This window comes from Streptomyces sp. NPDC093071, assembly GCF_044754545.1.
In the GTDB taxonomy this organism is placed as follows: Bacteria; Actinomycetota; Actinomycetes; order Streptomycetales; family Streptomycetaceae; genus Streptomyces.
The window spans coordinates 576,838-596,309 of the sequence record NZ_JBIVPH010000002.1 but is presented as its reverse complement, the minus strand read 5'-3'; the positions used below and the strand labels follow the sequence as shown (position 1 = coordinate 596,309).

Genomic DNA, 19,472 nt, shown 5'->3' with positions numbered 1-19,472 from the left:
CCTCACAAGGCGAGGGACCCCCCATTGCCGGTCATACGCACCGCCATCAGCGCGATGTCGTCCTCCCCGTTGGGAGGGAACGCCTCCAGGAGGGCGTCGCAGATCCCCTCCACGTCCGGCGGAAGGCCTTCGAGGGCGGATTCGAGGCGCTCCAGGGAGAGCCCCAGGTGCTCGTGGCGGCGTTCGATCAGACCGTCGGTGGTCATGACGAGGACGGAGCCGGGCGGCGCCTCCACCACGGTGCTCACCGGATGCGGAATGCCTATGCCCAGGAGCGGCCCGTGCTCCTCGACGGAGCGGACGCGCCCGTCGGGGGTGCGCAGCAGCGGCGGCAGGTGACCGGCGTTCGCGATGTGCAGGAGACCGGTGGCCTCGTCGATGAAGACGATGCACAGGGTGAGGGTCAGCCGCGATCCGACGGCCGTCAGCAGGTGGTCGAGGCGCCCCAGGATGTCGTGCGGCGGATGCCCCTCGATGGCGTAGGCGCGCAGGGCGTGGCGGATCTGCCCCATGAGCATGGCCGCGTCCAGGGAGTGGCCCGCGACGTCGCCGACGGCGAGCAGGAGGCCTCCCCGGGTGGGAAGCGCCTCGTAGAAGTCGCCGCCGATCTCCGCGTGGTCGCTGGCGGGCAGATAGCGCACCGCGAGGTCGGCGAGGTGCGAGTCGGGCAGCGTCTCGGGCAGGAAGCTCCGCTGGAGCGTCAGCGCCAGGTCGTGCTCCTCGGTGTAGCTCCGCAGGGCCTCCAGGGCGAGGGCGCACGCCTGGGCCAGCTGGGCGAGGAGCTGCTCGTCGTCGGGCGTCGCGACCGACTCCGCGGGGACCGCCAGGCACACCGGCTGCCGGCCGGGCTTGGCGCGCGCCACGGCCACCATGAGCCTGCCGTGCGGCGCGAGGCCCTGCGGGAGACCGGGCCACTCGCGCGCGTGGACCGTGAGCAGCCGCGTCCCGGTGCGGTCGCCGAGCTCGTGGTACGGCGGCAGGTCGCGGGCGTCCAGCCGCACGTCCACGACCGTGTCGGAGGAGGCCTTCCCGCCCGTGGCGGTGCCGGCCGCCGAGGCGGGCTCCCCGTGCGGGGAGATGATCGCCGCCACGGCGGGCGCCCCCAGGACGATGGCCGCGCCCCGGGCCGCCGCCCGGGCGACCCCGGCGGCGCTGTCCGCGCTGTAGAGGAGCAGGGTCGCCTCGTTCAGGTGCAGCAGCCGGTCCGCGAGGCGCTCGGCCCGGCGGCGCGCCCGCGCGTAGCGCAGGGTGGCGGTGACGGTGGCGAGGAGTTCGTCCGGGGCGATGGGCTCCGTCAGGTAGGCGTCCGCGCCCCGGTTGAGCCCCTGGGTGCGGTCGTCGACGGTGATGGCGGACGCCGAGACGTGCAGGACGGGGAGGGCCGCCGTCGCGGGATCGGCCTTGATGCGCTCGCAGACCTCGAAACCGGTCATGTCGGGCAGCCGCACGTCGACGACGGCCACCTCCGGCAGGGCGTCGGCGTCCTTGAGCAGCGCGAGCGCCCCGGTGCCGTCCTCCGCCTCCACGACGGTGTGGCCCGCCCGGGACAGCGTGGTCCGCAGGACGTAGCGGTTGGTCGGGTTGTCGTCCACGATCAGGATGCGCGCGGGCGAGTGGTCGGACGGGGTCTGGCCTGGGATCACGACGTGGCCTCTCCGGGCGTGTGCTGCTCACCGGCCTCCGCCGGAGGGGTGCGGTCGGGCCAGGCCGGAGCGAGGGCCAGGGCCAGGGCGATGCGTTCGGGCGTCAGGTGCGTCTTGCCCAGGACGGCCCGCGCGTGGGTGAGCCGGGAACGGTCCACGTCCCCGGGGTCGGTCGAGGTCAGGACCACGACCGGGATGTGCGCGGTCTCCGGGTCGCGGGACAGGACCTGGAGGAGCACGTACCCGTCGGGGGCCGGCATCGCCAGGTCGATCAGGACCGCGTCGGGCCGCTCCGCGCGGATGACGTCGACGGCCCGCGAGCTGACCGACACCTCCGTCACCTTCCGCGCCACCCGGCCCAGCACCGGCCGGAGCAGCTCCACGAACGTCGGGTCGTCGTCCACGACGACCAGCGACCCCGTCCGGACGCCGTCGGCGCTCCCGGACGGCGGCGCGTCCGGGGAGGCGGGGTCGGGGCGGGCCGGGATCTCGACCCGCACCGTGGTCCCGGCGTCCGGTTCGCTGGTCAGCGTGAGGACGCCGCCGAGCAGGCCGGCCAGCCTGCGGGCGTAGGGCAGGCCCAGGCCGGTGCCCGGCTGCCCCCGCTGGTGGGTGCCCAGGACCTGGTAGAACTCCTCGAAGACGCGGTCCTGCTGGTCCGCGGCGATCCCGATGCCCGTGTCGGTGGTGGTGAAGACGAACCAGGGGCGTCCGGCCCGGTCCTCGGTCCCGACCGTGAGGCGGACCTCGCCGTCCGTGGTGAACTTCAGACCGTTCGACAGCACGTTGCGCAGGACGCGCGTGAGCATGACCTCGTCGGTGACGAGCTCCGGCACGTCCCGTACGTCGGGGATGTCGAGCCGCACCCCCTCGCGGGCCATGCCGCGCAGCGTCCCGCGCAGCTGGTGCAGCAGGGTCCGCAGGTCGGTGGGGACCAGATGGGGTTCGAGACGGCCCGATTCGGCCTTGGCGACGTCCAGGAGCTCCTCGACCAGGGCGAGGAGCGTGCTCCCGGAGCCGGCGATGAGGGACATCTGCTGGCGCTGTTCCTCGGTCAGCGGATCGGCGTCGGAGGCGAGCAGGAGCCGGGCGAGGGCGATGACCGAGTTGACCGGGGCCCGCAGCTCGTGGCTCACGTTGGCCCAGAACCGGGTCTTGGCCTCGCTCGCCAGCCGCAGCTGCCGGGTCTTGTCCTCCAGCTCGGCGTAGAGGGCCACCACGCCCGTGTTCGTCTCCTCCAGCTCCGCCGACAGCTCGCTGTAGAGGGCGACCACCCCCTTGTTGGTCTCCTCCAGCTCGGCGTTCAGCCGCTGCAGCTCCTCCTGCTGCGCCCGCGACTCCTCCAAGGCCTGGAGGAGCTGCCGGTTCTGGATCCGCAACTCCTCGCCCATGCTGAGGTCCCCCGAGTCGCGGAGCGCCGCGCGGGCGCGCTCCGCCCGCTGCCCGGTACGCCCCTGGGAGGCGGGCAGTCGCTGCCCCACCGTCAACGCGTTCTCTCCGGACGACGCGTCGTACTGGCAGTGGTCCAAGAGCCGCCCGGCGGCGTCGAGGGCGTCACGGCCGGGGACGCGGGGCCCGTTCCAGGTGAAGCGGGCGCGGAAGAGTTCGGGTTCCTGGAGAGGGCTCGCCACGTCCAGCTCCACGCGAAGTCCCGGAGCTCCCAGGAGGTCACGTCCCACCTCACTCAGTACCGTCACCACTCGCACCAGTTCATGTCCTTCGAGGCCCAGGGCCCGGCACACCAACTGTCCGCGCCTGCGCAGTTCAAACCCGTCCCGTTCGACGGCCAGCGGAAGGGCGCAGAGACCGTCGACGTGCGGCTGCCTCACCGCCGGTCCGCCCGGGCGACGACGATCCCGGCGTCGTCACGGCGCACTCCGGCCTGCCCGAGGAGCTGGGCCGCGACGACCGCGGGCCGCCGGGTGAACAGACCGGGGAGGTCGGCCGGCGACCAGCGGTCGCTCAGCCCGTCCGAGTGCAGGACGAGGACCGCGCCGGGGTCCAAGGCGGTCCGGAAGGGCCGGAGCGCGGGCAGCTGGTGGCCCACGATCCCGGGGAGGGAGAGGAGGGTGCCGCGCTTGTCGCCGCTGACGACGAACGCGCTGATGTTGCCCACCCCGCAGTGCTCGACGACCCCCCGGGAGAAGTCGGCCCGGGCGACCGTGATCGCCGCGCCCCGGCTGCCCCTCAGCTCCGTGTGGAGGGTCCGGACGACGTCCTGGGGGTTCCGGTGGGAGCCGGCCCGGAAGGCGGCCCGGGCGCGTTCGCCGGCGAGCGCCGCCATCGGGCCGTGCCCCAGCCCGTCGCACATCATCACCGTGACCGTCGGCGCGCCGTCCGGGCCGTGCTCGGTGCGCGCGGCCCAGGTGTCCCCGCAGACCTCCTCACCGCTGATCGGACGGGTCAGACCGGCGACCTCGGGCTCGTCGGCCCCGGGGAACGGGCCGGGGTCGTCCCCCGACCAGAACCGCGCGAGCAGGGCCGTACCGCGTCCGGGCAGGGAGTGGACGTCGAAGACGTCGGCGAACCGCGCGATCGCCCCCATGCCCACGCCCAGGGTGCCGCTGCCGGACACCCCGTCCGTGAGCGCGCTGCCCACGTCGGCCATGCCCGGACCGCTGTCCACGGAGAGCAGTTCGAGGGCGGCCCGGTCCCGCAGGGTGATCACCCGCAGGGCCAGGGCGCCGTCCCGGGCGTGCTTCTGCAGATTGGTGGCCGCCTCGGTCGCGGCGAGCTCGATCTCCGCCACCCGGGCCGGGGCCATGCCGACGCGCCGGGCCAGCCGGGCCGCCTCCCGCCGGGCGGCCGCGGCGACGGCGACGTCCAGCCGCAGCCACACGACGTCCTCGGCCTCGGTCTCGTCGCCCGCCACCGGGTTCACCGCGCCCACTTCAGCACCGTCACCCTGGTTCCGGCGCCCGGCGCCGAGTCCAGCTCGAACTCGTCGACCAGGCGCCGCGCGCCGCTGAGGCCCAGGCCCATGCCGCTGCCCGACGTCCAGCCGTCGGTCAGGGCCTGCTCGATGTCCGGGATGCCCGGACCGGTGTCCGAGAAGCTCACCCACACGCCGACGCGCGCCACGTCGCGGACGATGACCGCGTGCGCCGTGCCGCCCCCGCCGTAGATGAGGGTGTTGCGGCCCAGCTCGCTGGCGGCCGTGACCAGCTTGGTCTGGTTGACCAGGGACAGGCCGGCCCGCTGGGCGAGGACGCGCACCGCCTGGCGGGCCTTGACGACGTCGCCGCTGGACCGGATCTCCACTTCCTCGCGGGAGGCCTCGTCGGCCGGATACTCCTTCACCGGCGTGCCGGAGGAGTGTCCTGCGCCCGGCGCAGATAGCCCAGACCGAGTTCGAGGTTGAGCGCCGTGCGGACCCCGCCCAGCGAGAGGCCGAGCTCCACCAGCGTCATCGCGACGGCCGGGCGCATCCCGACCACGACCGTCTCCGCGCCGAGGACGCGGGAGATGGCGGCCGTGGTGGCCAGCATGCGTCCGACGAACGAGTCGACGATCTCGAGCGCCGAGATGTCGATGACCACCCCGCGGGCGCCGGTCGCGACGATCTGCTGGGAGAGGTCGTCCTGGAGGTCGAGGACCATCTGGTCCTCCAGGTCCACCTGGATCGAGACCAGGAGGATGTCGCCGATCTTCAGGACCGGCACGCGGTCGCTCACAGCAGGCCCGCCGGACGGGCCGCGGCGGCCTTGTCGATCTCCACGAGGGCGTGGCGCAGGGCGTCGGCCAGGGTCGCCTTCGTGGGGATGTCCCCGAACTCGATGCCCAGGGCGACGATGGTCTGCGCGATCTGCGGCCGGATGCCGGAGATGGTGCACTCCGCGCCCATCATCCGCGCGGCGACCACGGTCTTGAGGAGGTGCTGCGCGACCTGGGTGTCGACGGCCGGCACGCCGGTGATGTCGATGATCGCGTGCGTCGAGTTGGAGTCCACCAGCGCCTGGAGCAGCTTCTCCATGACCACCTGGGTGCGCGCGGAGTCGAGCGTCCCGACGAGCGGCACGCCCACCACCCCGTCCCACAGCTTCACCACCGGGGTGGACAGTTCGAGCAGCTGCTGGGACTGCGTGGAGATGATCTCCTCGCGGGTCCGGGCGTACTCCTCCACCGTGAACAGGCCGAGGTCGTCGAGGAGCCGGGAGAACTGCAGGTAGGCCCGCACGTCCTCGACGGACCCGCCGAGGAAGGGCTCCAGGACCTCCTTGAGCGCGAAGACGCTCACGGCGGTCTCGGTCGGGGTGAACCCCTGCCGGGCCCGGGTGCGCGACAGCTCGACGAGGAGGCTGCGCACGACGGCGAACCGGTCGCCCCGGCCCGCCAGGCCGCCCTTCGCGACGGCGTCGGTGATCGCGTCGTAGAGCTCGCGCAGTTCCCGGCCGAGTTCCGCGCTGCTCACGCGTCCGCGCAGCGAAGCCCCGACGGTCTGCTCCCACTGCGCCACCAGTTCGGACTGCCGCGTGGTCAGTAGTTCCAGCAACCGCTTCGAGTCTTCGCTGTCCATGCCTTTTCCCCTCACCTTTGTCCTGCTCGTCCTGCCGTCCGAAATCCGTCCCGACGATACGTCACCGCCGACCGGCGCCGATCACGCCCCCGCTGCCCCTCCCCACCGCCCCGGGTGTGCCCCCGGTTTTCTCGCCGTCCGCCGCCGGGGGGCGTCCGCCCACAGCTCAGAACGCATCTGTCCCCGATCCCGGGTTTCACACCTGTCCGGAGGTTTTTCGTCGCCCCGGGCCCGTAAGGGCCGATGCGGCAATCGGCGCAGCCGGGACGGCGGACCGCCGGACCCGGTGGTGCCATGGGAGGAGCCCCGCGGCCGGTGGGGAAGGAACCGGGACGCCCGGTGCGACCCTTTGGAGAGGCATGTCCCACGGCAACCCCCTGCGGGGGCGGACGGCGGTCGTGACGGGCGCGGCGCGCGGTCTGGGAGCCGGGCTCGCCAGGGAACTGGCCGGCCGCGGCATGCGGGTCGCCCTGCTCGGGCGGGAGGCCGAGACGCTGGAGCGGGTCGCGCGGGACCTGCCCGTGGAGAGCCGGTGCTACGAGGTCGACGTGACGGACGACGACCTGATGGAGCGGACGGCCCGCCGGGTGACCCGCGACCTGGGGGAGCCCTCCGTGGTGATTGCCAACGCGGGCGTCGCCGAAGGCGGCCCGTTCGCCGCCTCCGACCCGGAGACGTGGCGCCGCGTGATCGAGGTCAACCTGGTGGGCAGCGCGATCACGGCCAGGGCGTTCCTGCCCGGCCTGCTGGCCTCGCGCGGCTACTTCCTCCAGGTCGCCTCCACCGCCGCCTTCGGCTCGGCCCCCATGATGAGCGCCTATTGCGCGTCGAAGGCCGGAGCCGAGTCGTTCGCCCAGTCGCTGCGCGCCGAATGCGCCCACCGGGGCGTCGGCGTCGGCATCGCGTACCTGCACTGGACGGACACCGACATGGTGCGGGACGTGGACGCCCACGACGTCCTGAGGGAGCTCCGCGCCCACATGCCGCGCCCCGCGCGCAAGGTGTACCCCGTGGAGAAGGTCGCGTCGTGGCTGGCCGAGGCGGTCCGCCGCCGCTCCGCCACCGTCTACGCGCCCCCGTGGCTCCGCCTCGTCCAGCCCGTCCGCCCCCTCCTGCCCGCGCTCGTCGCGTGGTCCTCGGCGCGGACCCTGCCCCGCATCGAGGAGAGGACGCCCCTGCGACCCACTGGCCTGCTCGGACCCGGCGGCCTCGCCGCCCGGGAGGGCGGGAAACGCGCCGGACGCCGCTGATCCGCGTCCGCCCGGCCCGTTGCCCCGGTCGGACCACGCGCGCTCCGGCCGGGTGTACTCCTCCGGGTCCGGGGGCAGGCAGTCCGGCATGAACCACGAGGAAGACCGGCAAGACCGGCGCCGGGTGCGGCCCGACAACGTCAGCGACCTCACGGTGGAGGCGCTGGGCTCGCTCTCCAAGGCCCTGGAGACCACCGAACGGGCCCGCGGCCACCTGTACTCCTTCCACCAGCTGACCGGCACCGCCGACCTGGAGCTGGACCGGGCGGTGGCGCTCCTGCGGAGGGCCGGCCACGAGGAGTGGGCCGGTCTCGTCGAGCGGGAGATCCTCGGCCGCAACGTCATCCCGGGCCACTGGACGTACCAGGTCGTCGAGTCCTACGACCGCACGTACTACGAGCCGTTCAAGGAACTCGAACGCGACGCCGTCGCCGCCCTCGCCGAAGGCCGCGACCACCTCTACGAGGCCGAGATGAAGGAGCGGCGCCGCACCCACGGCCACCGCGACCACACCGCCGCCCCCGGGGAGCAGCGCTAGCAGGCCGATTCCTCCGGACGGACCGCCGCCTGTCCGTACGGGCCGTTTCGGGGCACACGTACGGGAACGGCCGATGGGCGGCCGGACAGGAGGAGCAGCCATGGCACAGGCATCCCGACCCGTTCCGCCGGCCGACGAGGCCCGGGCGGCCCTGGAGGACGTGTCCGACCCCGCCGCGAAGGCCGTGGTCCTGGCCCTGCTGGCGGTCCGCGACGAGCTGAGGGCCGTGTCCGAGCGGACGAACGGCGTGGAAGCGCGGCTTGAGCAGACGAACCAGTACCTCGGGGCCCTCGCCAACAAGCCCTGACGCACAGGGGATCGGGTGGCCCGCGCCTCGCACGCGGGCCACCCGATCCCCTGCCGCTCGTCTAGCGCTCGTCGTCGTCCGGGGCCAGGGCCGGGCGGAAGCACGCCGTGACCGTCTTGCCGTGCCGCTGGCAGCGCATGGTCCACTCGTCGGCCAGGGCCCGCACGATGTTCACGCCCCGCCCCGAGACCGCGCCCTCGGCCGCCTCGCGCGGGCGGGGCAGCGACGGGTCCTCGTCGTGGACGCTGATGTGGAGGCAGTCGCCGTCCCAGGTGAGCACGAGCTGCGCGTCGCTGTGCGCGTGGATGTGCGCGTTGGTGAGCAGCTCGGAGACGGCCAGGACCACGGAGTCCACCGTCTCGGGCTCCCGCTCGGTCCACGGCAGGGAGGCGAGGTGCCGCCGGGTCCACTGCCGGCCGGCCCGCACGCCCCCGGACACGGGAAACGAGTGCGCCCACCCCATCGCCTTGACCGTCACGCTCTTCACTCCTTCGAGGGCCGCCCACGTCGTCCGTACGGGATCCGGATACCCGGCAATCGCCGCGGCAGACACGGAGGATCCCGACGGCCTCGACCCGGCCGTCCCGTCCCCGGCCGGCCGCCGGAGGGCCGGCCGGGGACGGCGGGATCAGGCGAGGTCGAACCGGTCGAGGTTCATCACCTTGTCCCACGCCGCCACGAAGTCCCGCACGAACTTCTCGCCCGCGTCCTCGGAGGCGTACACCTCCGCGAGGGCGCGGAGCTGCGAGTGTGCGCCGAAGACCAGGTCGACGGGGGTGGCGGTCCACTTGAGCTCGCCCGTGACGCGGTCACGGCCCTCGAAGACGTTCTCCTCGGTGGCCGAGGTCTTCCACTCCGTGCCCATGTCGAGCAGGTTGACGAAGAAGTCGGTGGTCAGCGCCTCGGGACGGTGGGTGAAGCGGCCGTGGGGGGACCCCGCGAAGCCGGTGTCCAGGACCCGCATCCCGCCGACGAGGACCGTCGCCTCGGGGGCGGTCAGCGTCAGCAGGTTGGCGCGGTCGAGGAGGTGGGTCTCCGGCGACAGCTTCTCGCCGCCCCGGAGGTAGTTGCGGAAGCCGTCCGCCGCCGGTTCGAGCACGGCGAACGTCTCCACGTCCGTCTGCTCCTGCGAGGCGTCCGTGCGCCCCGGCGCGAACGGGACCGTGACGTCGTGCCCGGCGTTCCGCGCGGCCTGCTCGACGGCCGCGCACCCGCCCAGGACGATCAGGTCGGCGAGCGAGATCCGCTTCCCGCCGTCCTGCTCGCCGTCGAAGTCCTGCCGGATCCGGTCCAGGGCCTCCACGGTCCCGGTCACCTCGGGCAGCGCGTTGACCTCCCAGTCCTTCTGCGGCGCGAGCCGGATCCGCGCCCCGTTGGCCCCGCCGCGCTTGTCGGTGCCCCGGAAGCTCGCCGCCGACGCCCACGCGGTGGTGACCAGCTGGGGGAGGGACAGGCCCGAGTCGAGGATCCGGCGCTTGAGGGAGGCGACGTCCTCCTCCGAGACCAGCTCGTGGTCGACCGCGGGGACGGGGTCCTGCCACAGCTGCGGCTCGGGGACCCAGGGCCCCAGGTAGCGCGAGAGGGGGCCCATGTCGCGGTGCAGCAGCTTGTACCAGGCCTTGGCGAACGCCTCCGCGAGCTCGTCCGGGTGCTCGTGGAAGCGCTTGGTGATCGGCCCGTAGACCGGGTCCAGCCTCAGCGCGAGGTCCGTCGTCAGCATGATCGGGGCGTGCTTCTTCGACGCGTCGTGGGCGTCGGGCACGGTGTCCTTCGCCGACGGGTCCGTGGGCGTCCACTGCTTCGCGCCGGCCGGGCTCGTCGTCAGCTCCCACTCGTACCCGTACAGGTTGTCCAGGAAGCCGTTGTCCCACTTCGTCGGCCGGGAGGTCCAGGCGCCCTCCAGACCGCTGGTCAGCGCGTCGGCGCCCTTGCCCGTGCCGTACGTGTTCCGCCAGCCGAGGGCCTGCTGCTCGAAGGGGGCGGCCTCGGGCTCCGGACCGATGTACGAGGGGTCGACCGCGCCGTGGCACTTGCCGAACGTGTGGCCGCCGACGATGAGCGCCGCCGTCTCCTCGTCGTTCATCGCCATGCGGCCGAACGTCTCCCGGATGTCACGGGCGGCGGCCAGCGGGTCCGGATTTCCGTTGGGGCCCTCGGGGTTGACGTAGATCAGGCCCATCTGCACGGCCCCGAAGGGACCGGTCAACTCCCTGTCGCCGCTGTAGCGCTCGTCCCCGAGCCAGGTGTCCTCGGGGCCCCAGAAGATCTCCTCCGGCTCCCAGATGTCCTCCCGGCCGAAGCCGAAGCCGAACGTCTCGAACCCCATGGACTCCATGGCGCAGTTGCCGGTGAAGACGAGGAGGTCGGCCCAGGAGATCTTCCGGCCGTACTTCCGCTTGACCGGCCACAGCAGACGGCGCGCCTTGTCGAGGCTCGCGTTGTCCGGCCAGCTGTTGAGGGGCGCGAAGCGCTGCGCGCCGGAGCCGCCGCCGCCCCGGCCGTCGGCGATCCGGTAGGTCCCGGCGGCGTGCCAGCTCATCCGGATGAAGAGCGGCCCGTAGTGGCCGTAGTCGGCGGGCCACCAGTCCTGCGAGGCCGTCATCACCTCGAGGACGTCCCGCTTCAGCGCGTCGAGGTCCAGGGTCGCGAACTCCGCCGCGTAGTCGAAGTCCTCGCCCAGCGGGTTGGAGAGGGACGAGTGCTGGTGCAGGACCTGGAGGTCCAGCTGGTTGGGCCACCAGTCCCGGTTGGTCCGGGGCCGGGTCGGCGCCGGGGTGGGGGCGGGGATCGCCGGGTTCTCGCTTTCGCTGCCGGACACGTCCGTCCTTCTTCCTGTGTCGGTGTTCTTGCGTCGAGCACTGCGACCCGCGCCCGTCACGCGCCGTGGCGCCCGCAGGCCGGAATCGCCCGGCCGGACCCACGGGGTGAGGGAGCCCGCGTCGGCGTCCGTATGCTCGCGCACCGCGACCGCGCGGCCGGGGGAACACGCGGAGGGCTCGCGCTTTACACGTCATCACACCGGAATCGGCGCCGTCCCCGTGGCCCGGCCGTCCTCGTTCCAGGTGATCTCCAGGACCCGTACGACGGCGTCGCGGTCGAGCGGCCCGTACACGTGCGGGAAGAGGGTCCCGTCCGGGACGCCCGGCGGCGGGGTGGGAACGGCCGCCTCCCACTCCGTCCCGGAGGACAGCCGGTCCTCGTCGAGGACGAGCGCCAGGAGGGGCCTGGGGGAGTCGCGGTAGAAGGCGTTGACGACGGCGAGCGCGGTCGGCTCGTCGGGCGCGCAGTGGACGAAACCCTCCTCGGCCAGGGACGCGGGCGCGTACGGCCGCTCCGGGCGGGCGGACCATGCGGCGAGCGGGACGACGTGGTAGATCATGCTCCGGTTATACCGCCCGGGGCGGGCAGGGCCGCTCCGGAGCCGGTCGCGCCGGGCTCACCACGAACGCCCCGCCCCGGCCAGCAGGTCGTGCACGCGCCCGACGTCGGGGTTGTCGGCCCGGCCGGGGCGCCGCACGAGGTAGCCGGTGTTGAGGGGCGGGTCCTCCGGCTCGTGGAGGAGCACGAGCGCCCCGGAGGCCAGTTCGGCCGCGCAGAGGTAGCGCGGCAGCACGCCGAAACCGGCCCCGGCGGCCACCGCCGCGACGACGCCCCGCAGATCGGGGACGGTGACGGCGGCCGGGCGGGACAGCCGGGCGCCGAAGACGTGACGCCAGTAGCGGCGGGCGATGGGCAGGTCCTCGGCGTAGGCGACGAGGGGCACCGCGTGCAGGGCCGCCGGGCCCTCCGCGGCCAGCCGCGCCCTCACCCGCCTGGCCCAAACGGGCGCGGCGACCAGGACGAACTCCTCGTCCATCAGGGGGGTGGCGACCAGGGACCGCCCGCGCGGCCGGAAGGTGGCGATCACCAGGTCGTGCCGGCCCGCCCGCAGCTCGTCGAGGAGCCGCTCGGTCAGGCCCGGCGTGATCCGCAGCCGTACGCCCTCGTCCACCAGCGGGGCCAGGGCGGGCAGGGCGCGGACGCAGAGCAGCTCGGCGGGGCCCGCCAGATGGACGGGCGCGGCCCGCTCGTGGGGCGCCGCCTCGTGCCCGGTCGCGGCGGCGAGCGCGTCGAGCGGGGCCGCGACCCGGGCCGCGAGGTCGTCGGCGACGGCGGTCGGGGCGACGCCGCGCGGCAGCCGTTCGAAGAGCTCGCGGCCCGTGTGCCGCTCCAGGGCGCGGATCCGGTCGGTCACCGTGGGCTGCGAGAGGCCCAGGAGCCCGGCGGCTGCGGTGAACGAGCCGGAGCGGTACACCGCCAGGAACGTGCGCAGCAGGTTCAGGTCCGGCGCGCCCGGCCGTGCCGCACCGGCGCCGCCGTCGGGGTCCCCGTGCCTCATGCGAAAAGGCTATCCGCGTTCCCGTGGAGGGTGCCGTCAGGCGAGGCGCGCGACGACCTCGGCCGCGAGCGGGGCCGACGAGGCGGGGTTCTGGCCGGTGAGCAGGTTCCGGTCCACGACGACCTTCGGCGCCCACGGCTCGCCCGTCAGGACGTTCACGCCGGCCTCGGTCAGCCGGGTCTCCAGGAGCCACTTCGCCTTGTCGGCGAGCCCGCCCTGGGTCTCCTCGGCGTTGGTGAAGGCGGCGGCCTCGTACCCGGCGAAGGCGTTCGTGCCGTCGGGGCGGGTGGCGGCGAGGAGCGCGGCGGGCCCGTGGCAGACGACGGCGACGGGCTTGCCGGAATCGAGGGCGTCCACGAGCAGCCGGCCGGAGACGGGATCGACGGCGAGGTCCTCCATGGGGCCGTGGCCGCCGGGGTAGAAGACGGCGTCGTACGCGTCGAGGTCCACGTCGTCCAGGCCGATCGGGTGCTTGATCGCGTCGATCGAGGCGAGCGCGGCGGCGGTCCTCTCGGCGCCCTCCCGTCCGCCGTTGTACTCGGGCGCCAGGCTGCCCTCGTCGACGGTGGGGACGACGCCGCCGGGGGTGGCGACGACGACCTCGTGACCGGCCTCCTTGAACGCCTCGTAGGGGGCGACGACCTCCTCCGCCCAGAAGCCGGTGGGGTGCTCGGTGCCGTCGGCGAGGGTCCAGTGGTCGGCGCCGGTCATCACGAAGAGGATCTTGGACACGGGGGTCTCCGGGGGAGTGCGGGGAAGTGGGGGACGTCTCCGACCGTAGTCCGGAGCCCGAAGGGCCACCAATGGGGAAACCCATGGGTGCCATCGGAACTCCGATGGCTCGCCGGGCCCGGGCCGTCCCCGCGCGCCGGGGCCTCCACCGGTGGGATCCTGGAGGCATCGGAAGGGGCCGTGCGCCGTCCCCGCGCGGCCGACGGTGCGAGGAGGCACACCATGACCCGCACTCTGGAGTGGAAGGTCGGTCTGGAGCTGGTCGAGGACGGCGGTACGACCCGGGCCGAGGCCCGGCTGAGCACCGGCACCTCGACGCTCACGGGCCACGGCTCCGCCCGCTGCAACCCGACGGACACGGACGTGCCGGCGATCGGCGACGAGCTGGCCGCGAGCCGGGCGATGAAGGACCTGGCGGGCAAGCTGATGCGGGAGGCCAACCGCGAGATGGAGGCGGCGGGCGCTGGGACCGTACCCCGGCACACGGGGCCCGGATACGGCTGGCCGGAGGCGGTCACCTGACGGAGGGCGGAGCCGGCCACCCGGGGCCGGGGTCGCGGAGATCCCGGGGCCGGAGCCGTGAAGGCCCCCGGGAACCGGAGCCGCGAAGACCCGCCTCCGGAGCCGGTTCAGGCCCCGTCGTCCTCCCCGTACGTCAACCGGTCCACGACCTCCACGACCCCGTCCACCGTCTCGCACAGCCGGACCAGGATCGGGCCGATGCCCGGCCGCTCCAGCGCGCCGCTCAGCGTCACCCGGCCCTCGTCGACGTCGATGTGCACGGCGGACGGGGAGAGGCGCAGGATCCGGACGACCACGTCCTCGCGGATCTCCTCCTGGATGGAACGGTCCCTGCGCAGGAACAGCTGGAGCAGGTCGCTCCGGCTGAGCACCCCGATCAGCCGCCCCTCCGCGTCCACGACCGGCAGCCGCTTCACCCGGTGCCGCTCCATCCGCCGGGCCGCCTCGACCGCCGTCCACGACGGCCGGGCCGTGACGACCGGACTGGTCATCATCGCCTCCGCCGTGCTCGGCCCGTCCTTCGCCGTGTGCCGCCGCAGCAGGTCCGCCTCGGAGACGACGCCCACCGGCCGGTTCTCGTCGTCGACCACCGGGACCGCGGTGATGCCGTACTCGTCGAGGAGCCGCGCGATCTCCTTGAACGGCGTCCCGCGCTGCACCGCGACCGCGGTGGGCGTCATCAGGTCCGCGACACTGCGGTGCCTCATCGTCCGTTCCGTCCCTTCTGCGTTCCGGATTCCATGATCCCGCACCGGGGACCTCCTCGGAACGAGGGGGTGGGAAGGCGGAGGGCCGGGCGGACCGTCCTCCGGTCCGCCCGGCCCCCCGTCGTACGGTCGCTCAGGCCCGGTGGACCGCCACCTCGTGGAGCGAGTACCCCCACTTCGTCGCCCGCCGTTCGCCGTGGACCCGTACGTAACGGGCCGACTGCGAGGGGAACTCGGCCGTGTCGTAGCCGCCGTCCCCGGCGGTCGTGGACCACACTGTCCGCCAGTCCGTGCCGTTGTCGGACAGCTCGATCCGGTACCGGCTCGCGTACGCCCGCTCCCAGTCGAGGGTGACCTTTCCGACCGGGCGGACCGACCCGAGGTCCACCCGCAGCCACTGGTCGTCCGACCAGTCACTGGCCCAGCGGGTGCCCGTGTCGCCGTCGAAGGCCCGGCCCGGCGCGTAGCTCGTGAACGGGTTCCACTCCGAGGAACTGGCCGACGCGGGCGCGCCCGCCGCCAGGTTCACCCCCGGCTCGTGGTCCTCGGTCGCCTTCCACGTCGTCAGGTACGACTCCGCGCCGGAGGCCAGCTCGTCCACGACGCCCGGACCGCCGGGGGTGAGCCGGATCTGCTCGATCCAGTCGGGGACCATGCCGTGGTGCGCGGCGCCGTCGGTGTTGAGGTCCCAGACGCGCTGCCCGGTGACCTGACGGTCGAGCACCGATCCGCCGTCGACACTGCGGAAGGGGTACGTCACGGCGTTCGGCGCGCCGGCGCCGACCGGGCCCGGCCAGCCGCCGACGCCGTTCATGTCGGTGCCGTAGCCGAGGCCGACCCCGTACTTCGCGCGGAGCGCGGCCTTCTGCCCCGCCTCCCCGATGAAGCCCTCCGCGCCGTGCATGTACTGGGCGACGAAACCGCCCAGGCGGTAGAGCCGTTCGGTCCAGTCCAGGTCCATCCAGCTGTGGCTGGACAGGATGCCCGGGTACTCCTCGGACTCCAGGATGTCCAGCGCCCGGCCCGCCGCCTTGACGCTCATGTGGTCGAGCTCCAGCATCATCCCCCGGTCGATCATGCCCCGCAGGGCGTGCTCGCCGAGCCGGGTCAGGCCCCGGGTGTTGCACTTGGCGTCGGAGGCGTATGAGGGGACGCTCACCCCCGGCGGCAGCTTCGACGCCATCACCGGGGCCGCCGCGAGGCCGATCGGGTTGTCGTGCTGCGGGCCCGCGCACTTCTCCGTGGTCCAGAAGGTGCCGGTCGACAGGAACTGGCCGATGTTGACCGCCGTGCCGATGGCGCCCTCGTCGAAGCGGACGCCGCACAGCGCGTTGTCGAACTTGTGGCACAGGAACATGCTGCGTACCCCGAGCCCGTACAGCTCGTCCAGGCCCCGGTCGATGTCGGCCTTGTCGCACTGGGCGACGTCGAGGATCTGCTTGCAGCCGAACGGCTCCGAGGTCTCCACGCCCAGGACGACCGCGAGCTTGCCCTGCTCGACCACCGAGCGGGCCTGCGCCGCGTCGGTGACGATCCGGAACCAGCCCTTGCCCGGACCGCCGTACATCCGGTCGACGTGGTCCTGGAGCTCGTACGTCTTGCGGGCCTGGAGCCGGATCGAGTCCATCTCGTCGCAGCTCCGGTCGCGGGGCAGGATCGAGCAGATCAGGCCGTTGGTCACCAGGTCGTTGACCAGGACGCGCTGGCCGCCGCGCCAGGCGCGCTCGACCCAGGCGTAGTAGTTCTGCTGGTGGGTCAGCGAGTCGTGCGCGGGCCAGTCCTTGAACGTGGGCCAGCCGACCGGGTCGTGGTGGCCGTCGGCGCCGCCCGTGATGTTCTCGAACAGCGCGCCGGAGCCGTCGGGGTAGTGCTCGGGACAGTCCTTGAGCGCGTCGGCCGCGCCCGCCTCGGAGAAGGTCCGGCCGCAGATGAGCCGGCCGCCGAAGCCCTCGTTGGACATCAGGTGGTTGTGCGCGTCGACGAACCCGCGCACCTTGCCCCGGGCGTCCGTTCCGGTGAACGGCGCGCCCGTGACGTTGATCTGCGAGTCGGCTGCGGGACGGGACACGGGCTCCCACCACGAACCGCCGGGGGCGGCGGGGACCGGGGCGGAGCCGAAGAGGACGGCGGCCAGGGCGAGGACGAGCGCCAGGAGGGCGGATCCGCCGCGCCTCCCGCGCGAGAGGGGTCGAGTCATGGGCAGCGAGCCTCCGGTCGGTGGGGGAGTACCGGGCGTGCCGAGGATCGCGGTGCCGGAGGACCGAGTCAAGGGTCCGGGACAAATGACCTACTCACGGGTGAGGGAGGCTCCGTGCCCTCAACCCTCCATCAGGGCCACGAGTTGATCGGCCATCAGGTCCAGGTGGCCGTCCGCCGTGTGCTTGTCGCCGAGGACCAGGAACTGGAGCGTGAGGCCGTCGATCGCCGCCGCCAGGTACCGCGCGACCACCTCCACCGGCACCTTCGACTCGATCCCCCGCACCGCGCCCACCCGCTCGACCAGATCGGCCGCCGACGCCACGTACTGCTCGTACTGGGCCCGCGCCAGGTGTTCGAACCCCGGCTCGCGCAGCGCGTACTGGGTCAGGTCGTACGTCAGCATGTGCTCGCCGGGGTGGGCGGTGACGTGGTCCCAGTACGTCCGGAGCGCGCCCCGGACGGTCTCGCGCAGGGTGGCGCCCGGCTCCACCGCCGACATCACGCGCGCCACGTAGTTGTCGGTGATCGTCTCGATCGCCGCTTCCAGGAGCGCCTGCTTGGACTCGAAGCAGTAGTGGAAGACGCTCAGCGACACCCCCGCCTCGGCGCAGATCGACCGGGTGGTGGTCCGGGCGACCCCGTCCCTGGTCATCGCCCTGATCGCCGCCTCGACCAGCTGCCGGCGTCGTTCGGCCGAAGACATCCGCGCCATGGTTCCTCCTCGCGTCCGGCGCCAGGGTAACCGCAGCCCCCGGCGCCGTGATCGACCCGGACCGTCCCTTCCACCGGTCCCTCAGGCCGCCGCCGGACTCCGCGTCGCCGCCGCGAGCTCCGACCGCAGGGCGGCGAACCCGGGGTCGCCGCGCAGGGCGGCCACGTCCGTGCCCGGATCGCGGGGCAGGGGGACGGCGACCTCGGCGACCACCCGGCCGGGACCCGCCGCCATCACCAGGACCCGGGAGCCGAGCAGGACCGCCTCCTCCGCCGAGTGCGTGACGAAGAGGACGGTCGCGCCGGTGGCCGACGCCAGGGCCCGCACCTCCTCCTGGAGGCGCTCGCGGGTGAGCGCGTCAAGCGCCGCGAACGGCTCGTCCATCAGCAGGACCTGCGGCTCCGCCGCGAGCGCCCGCGCGATCGCGACGCGCTGCTGCTGCCCGCCCGACAGCTCCCAGGTGCGCCGCCCGGCCATGCCGGACAGGCCCACCAGGGAGAGCAGCTCCTCGATCCGACCGGCCCGCGCGGACCGCTCCACCCCGTGCCGGGCCAGGGCGAAGGCGAGGTTGCCGCCGACCGTGCGCCAGGGGAAGAGCCGGGGCTGCTGGAAGACCACGCCGACCTTCCGGCGCACCTCCACGTTCCCGGTGGCGGGCCGCTCGAAGCCCGCCACGAGCCGCAGCAGCGTCGTCTTGCCGCAGCCCGACGGACCGACCAGGACCACGAACTCGCCGGGCGCCACGGTCAGGGACACGTCGGAGACCGCGACGACGGGGGCCTTGGCCGTGCCGTAGCGGACCCCGACGCCCGACAGCTCGACATCGGCGCTGCCCGGCGCCGCTCCCGTACCGGCCCCGGACGGTGACACGCGCTCAGCCGCCGACACGGGCCAGCTCCTTCAGCGCGAGGCCCTTCTCGAACACCGACCGGTCCGGGACGGCGTCGATGGCCTTCTGGCCCTTCAGGAAGACGGCGGCGTCGTGCAGGTTCGCCGCGAGCGCGCCCGGGGCGCCGGGCTTGCCCAGGTACGGGGCTTCCTGCTGCTCCTTCGCGGTGAGCAGGACCAGCTCGGCGAGCTGCTTCCGGGCCTCCTCGGGGCTCAGGTTGAGCTCGGCGCCGATCGCGGTGGCCGCCTTCGCGGGGTCGCTCTTGGCCAGCTTCACCGCCTGGTCCTCGGCCTTCAGCCAGGCGTCCACGATCTCGGGGTGCTTCGCCGCGAACGCGTCGGTGACCACGCCCAGGTCGGCGGTCGGCTTGCCCTTCGCCGCGATCTCCCGGCTGGAGACGAGCACCTTCCCGTCCTTCTTCAGCTCGGTCAGGCTCGGCGTCCACACGTAGGCGGCGTCGATGTCGCCCCGCTGCCAGGCCGCGAGCGCGTCCTGTGGCTGGAGGTCGACGAGCGTCACGTCGGACGCCTTGAGCCCCGCCGACTCCAGCGCCACGAGCAGCGAGTAGTGCGCGGTCGAACCGAACGGGGTCGCGATCTTCCGTCCCTTGAGGGCGGCGACGGACGCGATGTCCTTCTTGGCGACGAGCGCCTCGTTGTCCCCGATCAGATCGTGGATCCACAGCACCTTGTACGGGATGTTCAGCGGCGCCGAGAGCCCCTTGGTGACCGGGCTCGAACCGAGGAGCCCGAGGTCCACGGACCCGGCGATCACGGCGGTGTTGACGTCGCCGCCCGAGTCGAACTTCACCCACGACACCTCGGCGTCCGGCAGCGCCTTCTCCAGGAGCTTCTGGTTCTTCACCACCAGGTCGGCGTTGGGGATGGCCTGGTACGCGATGCGCACCCGGACCTTTCCGCCCTTGCCCCCGTCCCCGGAGTCGGCACCGCCGCAGGCGGTCGTGGTGAGGGCGAGCAGCAGGGCGGTGGCGGAGGCGACGAGCACGGCGCCGCGACGGGAAGAGGGCATGACGGTTCCTTCGGGAAAGCGGGAAAGGGAGAGGAAAGGTGAGGGAGAGG

At 73.5% G+C, this 19,472-nt stretch carries 20 protein-coding genes; 4 read left to right on the top strand and 16 right to left on the bottom strand.

The genetic code is table 11. The features are described 5' to 3' along the window. Positions 1 to 2 precede the first annotated feature (2 nt). Genes ACIQD7_RS08500 through ACIQD7_RS08475 form a run of 6 tightly spaced genes read right to left on the bottom strand, consistent with a single transcriptional unit; the run spans position 3 to position 6,159 of the window. Complete coding sequence (locus tag ACIQD7_RS08500) at positions 3 to 1,643, bottom strand: SpoIIE family protein phosphatase (RefSeq protein ID WP_402440685.1); 1,641 nt, start codon at positions 1,641 to 1,643, stop codon at positions 3 to 5. After that, the gene (locus ACIQD7_RS08495) at positions 1,640 to 3,472 is read right to left on the bottom strand and encodes an ATP-binding protein (RefSeq protein ID WP_402440683.1); all 1,833 of its coding nucleotides are present in this window, start codon (positions 3,470 to 3,472) and stop codon (positions 1,640 to 1,642) included. The genes ACIQD7_RS08500 and ACIQD7_RS08495 overlap by 4 nt, the downstream gene beginning before the upstream one ends. Then, the gene (locus ACIQD7_RS08490; protein ID WP_402441377.1) at positions 3,469 to 4,524 is read right to left on the bottom strand and encodes an ATP-binding protein; all 1,056 of its coding nucleotides are present in this window, start codon (positions 4,522 to 4,524) and stop codon (positions 3,469 to 3,471) included. The genes ACIQD7_RS08495 and ACIQD7_RS08490 overlap by 4 nt, the downstream gene beginning before the upstream one ends. Beyond that, positions 4,521 to 4,943 carry an anti-sigma regulatory factor gene (locus ACIQD7_RS08485; RefSeq protein WP_121832680.1) on the bottom strand — a complete coding sequence of 141 codons (423 nt, stop codon included), beginning with the start codon at positions 4,941 to 4,943 and terminating at the stop codon, positions 4,521 to 4,523. The genes ACIQD7_RS08490 and ACIQD7_RS08485 overlap by 4 nt, the downstream gene beginning before the upstream one ends. After that, positions 4,940 to 5,317, bottom strand: a complete 378-nt coding sequence (locus tag ACIQD7_RS08480; RefSeq protein ID WP_030213278.1) for an STAS domain-containing protein — start codon at positions 5,315 to 5,317, stop codon at positions 4,940 to 4,942. The genes ACIQD7_RS08485 and ACIQD7_RS08480 overlap by 4 nt, the downstream gene beginning before the upstream one ends. Beyond that, a complete protein-coding gene (locus tag ACIQD7_RS08475) occupies positions 5,314 to 6,159 on the bottom strand; it encodes an STAS domain-containing protein (RefSeq protein ID WP_402440680.1) in 846 nt (281 codons plus the stop codon). Before ACIQD7_RS08475 ends, ACIQD7_RS08480 begins: the two co-directional genes overlap by 4 nt. 359 nt (positions 6,160 to 6,518) lie before the next feature. Between ACIQD7_RS08475 and ACIQD7_RS08470 the strand changes: the two genes are divergently transcribed. The 3 genes from ACIQD7_RS08470 to ACIQD7_RS08460 all read left to right on the top strand — a co-directional run bounded on the left by ACIQD7_RS08470 (position 6,519) and on the right by ACIQD7_RS08460 (position 8,254). Continuing rightward, positions 6,519 to 7,409: an SDR family oxidoreductase gene (locus tag ACIQD7_RS08470; RefSeq protein ID WP_121832678.1), complete on the top strand. Its 891-nt coding sequence runs from the start codon at positions 6,519 to 6,521 to the stop codon at positions 7,407 to 7,409. 88 nt (positions 7,410 to 7,497) lie between these two features. Further along, the gene (locus tag ACIQD7_RS08465) at positions 7,498 to 7,947 is read left to right on the top strand and encodes a hypothetical protein (protein ID WP_402440678.1); all 450 of its coding nucleotides are present in this window, start codon (positions 7,498 to 7,500) and stop codon (positions 7,945 to 7,947) included. A 100-nt stretch (positions 7,948 to 8,047) separates the two neighbouring features. After that, positions 8,048 to 8,254, top strand: a complete 207-nt coding sequence (locus ACIQD7_RS08460; protein ID WP_121832677.1) for a hypothetical protein — start codon at positions 8,048 to 8,050, stop codon at positions 8,252 to 8,254. A 61-nt stretch (positions 8,255 to 8,315) separates the two neighbouring features. Here the strand turns inward: ACIQD7_RS08460 and ACIQD7_RS08455 are convergent, their stop codons facing one another. The 5 genes from ACIQD7_RS08455 to ACIQD7_RS08435 form a co-directional block, all read right to left on the bottom strand. Then, positions 8,316 to 8,732, bottom strand: a complete 417-nt coding sequence (locus tag ACIQD7_RS08455; protein WP_121832676.1) for an ATP-binding protein — start codon at positions 8,730 to 8,732, stop codon at positions 8,316 to 8,318. A gap of 150 nt (positions 8,733 to 8,882) precedes the next feature. Beyond that, the gene (katG, locus tag ACIQD7_RS08450; RefSeq protein WP_402440675.1) at positions 8,883 to 11,072 is read right to left on the bottom strand and encodes a catalase/peroxidase HPI; all 2,190 of its coding nucleotides are present in this window, start codon (positions 11,070 to 11,072) and stop codon (positions 8,883 to 8,885) included. 195 nt (positions 11,073 to 11,267) lie between these two features. After that, on the bottom strand, positions 11,268 to 11,633 hold the full coding sequence (locus tag ACIQD7_RS08445; protein WP_402440673.1) for a DUF952 domain-containing protein: 366 nt from the start codon (positions 11,631 to 11,633) through the stop codon (positions 11,268 to 11,270). A 57-nt stretch (positions 11,634 to 11,690) separates the two neighbouring features. Beyond that, positions 11,691 to 12,632 carry a LysR family transcriptional regulator gene (locus ACIQD7_RS08440; protein WP_402440671.1) on the bottom strand — a complete coding sequence of 314 codons (942 nt, stop codon included), beginning with the start codon at positions 12,630 to 12,632 and terminating at the stop codon, positions 11,691 to 11,693. A 36-nt stretch (positions 12,633 to 12,668) separates the two neighbouring features. Beyond that, positions 12,669 to 13,364 carry a type 1 glutamine amidotransferase domain-containing protein gene (locus tag ACIQD7_RS08435; RefSeq protein WP_401419882.1) on the bottom strand — a complete coding sequence of 232 codons (696 nt, stop codon included), beginning with the start codon at positions 13,362 to 13,364 and terminating at the stop codon, positions 12,669 to 12,671. 222 nt (positions 13,365 to 13,586) lie between these two features. On the opposite strand from ACIQD7_RS08435, the gene ACIQD7_RS08430 reads away from it, so the two are divergent. Beyond that, positions 13,587 to 13,886, top strand: coding sequence for a DUF1876 domain-containing protein (locus ACIQD7_RS08430; protein WP_121832702.1), 300 nt, complete (start codon positions 13,587 to 13,589; stop codon positions 13,884 to 13,886). 107 nt (positions 13,887 to 13,993) lie between these two features. Here the strand turns inward: ACIQD7_RS08430 and ACIQD7_RS08425 are convergent, their stop codons facing one another. The 5 genes from ACIQD7_RS08425 to ACIQD7_RS08405 all read right to left on the bottom strand — a co-directional run bounded on the left by ACIQD7_RS08425 (position 13,994) and on the right by ACIQD7_RS08405 (position 19,422). Beyond that, the gene (locus ACIQD7_RS08425) at positions 13,994 to 14,593 is read right to left on the bottom strand and encodes a CBS domain-containing protein (protein ID WP_121832703.1); all 600 of its coding nucleotides are present in this window, start codon (positions 14,591 to 14,593) and stop codon (positions 13,994 to 13,996) included. Positions 14,594 to 14,726: 133 nt separating this feature from the next. Beyond that, positions 14,727 to 16,790 (bottom strand): discoidin domain-containing protein, encoded by a 2,064-nt coding sequence (locus ACIQD7_RS08420; protein WP_402440668.1) that lies wholly within the window; start codon positions 16,788 to 16,790, stop codon positions 14,727 to 14,729. Positions 16,791 to 16,910: 120 nt separating this feature from the next. Further along, complete coding sequence (locus ACIQD7_RS08415) at positions 16,911 to 17,504, bottom strand: TetR/AcrR family transcriptional regulator (protein ID WP_161374135.1); 594 nt, start codon at positions 17,502 to 17,504, stop codon at positions 16,911 to 16,913. A gap of 81 nt (positions 17,505 to 17,585) precedes the next feature. Continuing rightward, positions 17,586 to 18,392, bottom strand: a complete 807-nt coding sequence (locus tag ACIQD7_RS08410; RefSeq protein ID WP_402440666.1) for an ABC transporter ATP-binding protein — start codon at positions 18,390 to 18,392, stop codon at positions 17,586 to 17,588. Beyond that, positions 18,379 to 19,422, bottom strand: a complete 1,044-nt coding sequence (locus tag ACIQD7_RS08405) for a glycine betaine ABC transporter substrate-binding protein (protein WP_402440664.1) — start codon at positions 19,420 to 19,422, stop codon at positions 18,379 to 18,381. Before ACIQD7_RS08405 ends, ACIQD7_RS08410 begins: the two co-directional genes overlap by 14 nt. Between the last annotated feature and the right edge of the window lie 50 nt (positions 19,423 to 19,472).